General features: G+C 58.5%; 4 protein-coding genes and 1 pseudogene. 4 read left to right on the top strand and 1 reads right to left on the bottom strand.

Annotation, left to right across the window (positions count from 1 at the left end; all coding sequences use genetic code 11):
- Positions 1–437, bottom strand: a 437-nt coding sequence (locus AC1DLB_RS25040) for an alcohol dehydrogenase catalytic domain-containing protein (RefSeq protein WP_477785839.1), incomplete at its 3' end; no start/stop codon positions are given.
- Between the two features lie 514 nt (positions 438–951).
- On the opposite strand from AC1DLB_RS25040, the gene AC1DLB_RS25035 reads away from it, so the two are divergent.
- The 4 genes and pseudogenes from AC1DLB_RS25035 to AC1DLB_RS25020 all read left to right on the top strand — a co-directional run.
- Entirely contained in the window at positions 952–2,160 is a 1,209-nt protein-coding gene (locus tag AC1DLB_RS25035; RefSeq protein ID WP_477785838.1) for a M10 family metallopeptidase C-terminal domain-containing protein, read from the top strand.
- A 67-nt stretch (positions 2,161–2,227) separates the two neighbouring features.
- Positions 2,228–2,650 (top strand): AprI/Inh family metalloprotease inhibitor, encoded by a 423-nt coding sequence (locus AC1DLB_RS25030; RefSeq protein ID WP_018926003.1) that lies wholly within the window; start codon positions 2,228–2,230, stop codon positions 2,648–2,650.
- Positions 2,651–2,862: 212 nt separating this feature from the next.
- On the top strand, positions 2,863–4,650 hold the full coding sequence (locus AC1DLB_RS25025; RefSeq protein WP_192350561.1) for a type I secretion system permease/ATPase: 1,788 nt from the start codon (positions 2,863–2,865) through the stop codon (positions 4,648–4,650).
- Positions 4,647–5,466: pseudogene (locus AC1DLB_RS25020) on the top strand (hemolysin D); the annotation flags it as partial. The gene AC1DLB_RS25025 and the pseudogene AC1DLB_RS25020, both read left to right, overlap by 4 nt.

Below are 5,466 nucleotides of genomic sequence, written 5' to 3'. Positions count from 1 at the left end.
AGTCCGTCCGGTATCGCAAGCGCCCAGGCCCAGTGCGAACGCAGGCGATCGGCGAAGCCGCCGTTGCTGCCGACGATGGTGGGTTGGACTGTGTTGCATAGCTGGTGGGAGCCTTCGATACACGAGGAGCAATGCATGCAACTGCCCTTGTACCAACCGATGCCCACCCGTTGCCCCACTTCGAGACCGCGTACCTGTGCGCCCACTCGCACGATACTGCCGACTACTTCGTGRCCTGGGATAAACGGGTAGTGGCTCAGGCCCCATTCGTTATCGATCATCGACTGGTCGGAGTGGCAGACGCCGCAATACTCCACGGCGACTTCCACCTCCTCGGCGCCCAATGGGCCGGGATCGTAGCTATAGCGCTCCAGCGGCGCGCCTGCCGATGTTGCGGCCCAGCCGGTAAAAGTTGTGAGTTCGGTACTGTTGCTCATGGGATACCTCCAGATCAGGAGACAGGGACTTTGGCCGTTCGGATGCGGTGGCCTGGCAAGCCAGAGCGTAATCAGTCTAGCAGGCCGCAATCACGAGCATGGTCTGAGAGCGGTGCCGGGATTAACGGGTCGTCGGAGCCCYGTCGTCGTCCACTGCGGCAACTAACTGGACGTTTAATTTGATTGATATCAATACACTGGCGCTGATACTAAGAAGTCCAAAAAAAGAGAGCCAATCAACAAAAAAACAACTTACCAATATTTAATATTTAAATATGAAATTGTCGGACAATCCGGCTGAAACCCTGTACTAAGAACAATCTTTCGACAGCACAAGCAATGTTTGCTGGAGTTCTGCGAAACAGTTCAATTTGACGTCAAAAAAAATGTAGACGTTTGATTTCGAATTGTGTCAGTTTTCATACGCCTTCATTGGGCGAGTGATAGGACGATCTCGCCAGAGATTGTCGTATCGGACAAAAACTGTTCCATTGCTAAACAAGGAAGTGTGTTTATGTCGAAAGTAAAAGACAACGCTATTGATCTTGCCGAACAGGCCTTTGCACCATTGGCTGCCGCCAGTTCTGCCTACAACCAGATCGATAGTTTCAGCCATCAGTATGATCGGGGTGGCAATCTCACGGTCAATGGCAAACCCTCCTTCTCCGTCGACCAGGCCGCTACCCAGCTGCTGCGTGACGGCGCTGCTTACCAGGACAAGGACGGCAGTGGCAAAATCGAACTTACCTACACGTTCCTGACCTCGGCCTCGTCGAGCACCATGAACAAGCACGGCATTACCGGGTTCAGCCAGTTCAATACGCAACAGAAAGCCCAGGCCGTGCTCGCCATGCAATCCTGGGCCGACGTGGCCAACGTCACCTTCACCGAGAAGTCCTCCGGTGGTGACGGTCACATGACCTTCGGCAACTACAGCGGTGGTCAGGATGGCGCAGCGRCATTCGCTTATCTGCCTGGCACGGGCGCCGGTTATGACGGTACTTCGTGGTACCTGACCAACAGCAGCTATACGCCGAACAAGACGCCGGACCTGAACAACTACGGCCGTCAGACCCTGACCCACGAAATCGGTCATACCCTGGGGCTGGCCCACCCTGGCGATTACAACGCCGGTGAAGGTGCGCCGACCTACAATGACGCGACTTACGGGCAAGACACCCGCGGTTACAGCGTCATGAGTTACTGGAGTGAAAGCAATACCGATCAAAACTTCAGCAAGGGCGGTGTGGAAGCGTATTCTTCCGGCCCGCTGATGGACGATATCGCGGCCATCCAGAAACTCTACGGTGCCAACACCACCACCCGTACCGGTGACACCACCTACGGCTTCAACTCCAACGCCGGTCGCGACTTCTTGAGCGCATCTTCCTCGTCGGACAAAGTCGTGTTTTCGGGTGCAGACAAACTGTGGGGCGGCTCGGGTTCGGACACCTTCGTGTTCGCGGCCAGCAGCGACTCCAAGCCAGGCGCGGTCGACCAGATCCTCGATTTTGTCAGCGGCCTGGACAAGATCGACCTGACCGGCATCACCAAAGGCGCGGGCCTGCATTTCGTGAACTCGTTCACCGGTGCGGCAGGCGATGCAGTGTTGACCACTTCGGGCGGCAACAGCCTGTTGTCGGTGGACTTCTCCGGGCACGGCGTGGCTGATTTCCTGGTCAGCACCGTTGGCCAGGCGGCGTTCTCGGACATCGTGGCCTGATTMAAGGCATAAAGGAGGGCGGCGCTTTACGCGTCGCTCTCTGCCCCGATCCAGAGTAAAACGCCCTATGACCCAGAACGCTTTTACCTGCAAAACAACCGCGTGGCTGTTAGCGACGCTGATGATGTTTCTTGGAGAAGTAGCCATGGCAAGCAGTCTGAAATTAGCMGATCCGTCGGAGCTCGCCGGCAAATGGCAAGCCATTTTGAATACCGCGCAAGACTCGCCCGAGTCCCAGGCGCTGCAGGACAAACCGTCGAATGTCTGCACGATAGAGCTTAAATCGGACCAGACCCTGGGTGAGGGGGCCGATTGCTTCAGTGCCTGGCTGAACAAATCGGCGATGGGCTGGTTCCCGGAGCCGGACGGCATTGCCGTGACCGGGGAAGAAGGCTCAAGAATTGTGTTTTTCAGCCGACAGCATGAGGGGCTTTATAAAAGCACCTTGAAGTCGGGGCTGATTATTACGCTCACGCGCGCAGCGCAATAAGCGAAAGGCGTCGGACCGACGACAGGTACTGAATATAAAGACCGTTGTTGCAGTTATAAGCAGCAGATCAATAACCAAGACTCTTTAAAGTCCACAAAGAGTTGTTATTAATCTGTCAGCAATAACCGGCAAAAGAATGTCTCGACCCGTGTGCGGACAGTTAATTGGAACCTTGCCAAGTGAGGCGAGGTTTAATACCTCAGGAAAAACCARTGAAGATGGCGAAGAGCCCGGCCACCGCACCGTTATTCAAGGCACTGGGCGACTATAAGAGCATCTTGATCAGCGTCGGCTGCTTTACCGCATTGATCAACGTTCTGATGTTGGTCCCGTCGATTTATATGCTCCAGGTTTATGACCGGGTGCTGTCGTCGCAAAACGAAACCACACTGGCGATGTTGTCGCTGATGGTGGTAGGGTTCTTCGCCTTCATCGGGTTGCTGGAGACCGTGCGCAGTTTCATCGTCATCCGTATCGGCAGCCAACTGGAACGCCGTTTCAACCTGCGGGTGTATCAGGCTGCTTTCGAGCGCAACCTGTTCAAGGGTGAGGGCAACGCCGGGCAATCCCTGGGCGACTTGACCCATATTCGCCAGTTTGTCACCGGTCCGGCGCTGTTTGCCTTCTTCGATGCGCCATGGTTTCCGGTCTATCTGTTTGTGATTTTCCTGTTTAACGTCTGGCTCGGCGTATTGGCCACCGCAGGGGCGGTGTTGCTGATCGGGCTGGCCTGCCTCAACGAGGCCATGACCAAAAAGCCTTTGGGCGAAGCGGCAGGGTTTTCCCAGAAATCCAGCCAACTGGCCACCAGTCATCTGCATAACGCCGAAACCATTCAAGCCATGGGCATGCTTGGTGCATTGCGCAAGCGCTGGTTCGGGGTGCACTCGCGTTTTCTCGGCCTGCAGAATCAGGCCAGCGATACCGGCGCGGTCATCAGTTCCTTGAGCAAAACCCTGCGCCTGTGCCTGCAATCCCTGGTCTTGGGGTTGGGCGCCTTGCTGGTGATCAAGGGCGACATGACCGCCGGGATGATGATCGCCGGCTCCATTTTGATGGGCCGGGTGCTGAGCCCTATCGATCAGTTGATTGCCGTGTGGAAACAGTGGAGCGGCGCCAAACTCGCGTACCGCCGCCTCGACGCCTTGCTGCAAGCCTTTCCTGCGAGTGACGAGGCCATGGCGCTGCCGGCGCCGAAAGGCCAGATCACGTTCGAGCAAGTCAGCGCCGGCCCGCCGGGGCAGCGGGCAGCGACCTTGCACATGGTCAATTTCAACCTCAGCGCCGGCGAAGTGCTGGGCGTGCTCGGGGCTTCCGGCTCCGGTAAGTCGACCCTGGCACGGGTGCTGGTCGGCGTCTGGCCGACGCTGGGCGGCACGGTGCGCCTCGATGGCGCGGACATTCATCGCTGGAACCGCGACGACCTCGGCCCTTACATCGGCTATCTGCCTCAGGACATCGAATTGTTCAGCGGCAGCATCGCCGAAAACATCGCCCGATTCCGTGAGGCAGACCCGCAAAAAGTCGTCGAAGCCGCGCAACAGGCTGGCGTCCATGAATTGATTCTGCGCATGCCCCAGGGCTACGACACCGTGCTCGGCGAAGACGGCAGCGGTTTGTCCGGTGGCCAGAAGCAACGGGTGGCCCTGGCTCGTGCGTTGTACGGTCATCCGAGCCTGGTGGTACTGGATGAACCGAACTCCAACCTCGATACCGTCGGCGAAGCGGCACTGGCCGGCGCCATCGCACACATGAAGGCCCGGGGCACCAGCGTGATTCTGGTCACCCATCGTTCTTCGGCCCTGGCCCAGGCCGACAAGTTGCTGGTGCTCAACGAAGGTCGCTTGCAAGCCTTCGGCCCAAGCCAGGACGTGCTGAAGGCGCTTGCCGGCAACCCGTCGGCTACCCAGGAACAATCACGTGAAAAAGCCGCGCAGGCACCGGGCGGGCTCAGCATGAGCCGGCAGTATCAGCCCACGACCAGGAATTCGGGTGTATGAGCAGCACACGCATGAACCACGACAGCGAAGCGACGATGGAACACGACTACATTGCCGAACGCCCTGAGCGCGACGCCCGTTTCTTCGCCCGCATGGGCTGGATTCTGGCGATTGTCGGCGCCGGCAGTTTTTTCACTTGGGCGAGCCTCGCGCCGCTCGATCAAGGCATCCCGGTGCAGGGCACCGTGGTGGTCTCGGGCAAGCGCAAAGCCGTGCAATCGATGAGCAACGGCGTGATCAGCCAGATTCTGGTGCGTGAAGGCCAAGTGGTGAAACAAGGCCAGCCACTGTTCCGCCTCGACCAGACCCAGGTCGCGGCCGACGTGCAATCGCTGCAAGCGCAATACCGCATGGCGTGGGCCAGCCTGGCGCGCTGGCAGAGTGAACGGGACAACCTCAAGCAGGTGAATTTCCCCGCTGAGCTGAGCAACGATCCCGACCCGCGCCTGGCGCTGGTGCTTGAAGGCCAACGGCAATTGTTCAGCAGCCGCCGCGAAGCGTTTTCCCGTGAGCAAGGCGCTTTGCGCGCGAACATCGAAGGCGCCAGCGCGCAACTGGCTGGCATGCGCCGCGCGCGCACGGACCTGACAGCCCAGGCCAGTTCCCTGCAACAACAGTTGAGCAATCTGCAGCCTTTGGCAGACAACGGCTACATCCCGCGCAACCGCTTGATGGAGTACCAGCGTCAGCTGTCGCAAGTGCAGCAACAACTGGCAGAGAACACCGGCGAAAGCGGCCGGGTGGAGCAGGGCATCCTCGAGTCCGGCAGAGAACACCGGCGAAAGCGGCCGGGTGGAGCAGGGCATCCTCGAGTCC

This window comes from Pseudomonas sp. 05N434 (genome assembly GCF_056396965.1).
Note: the sequence above shows the minus strand (reverse complement) of the source record. Positions and strands in the feature narration are given on the sequence as shown.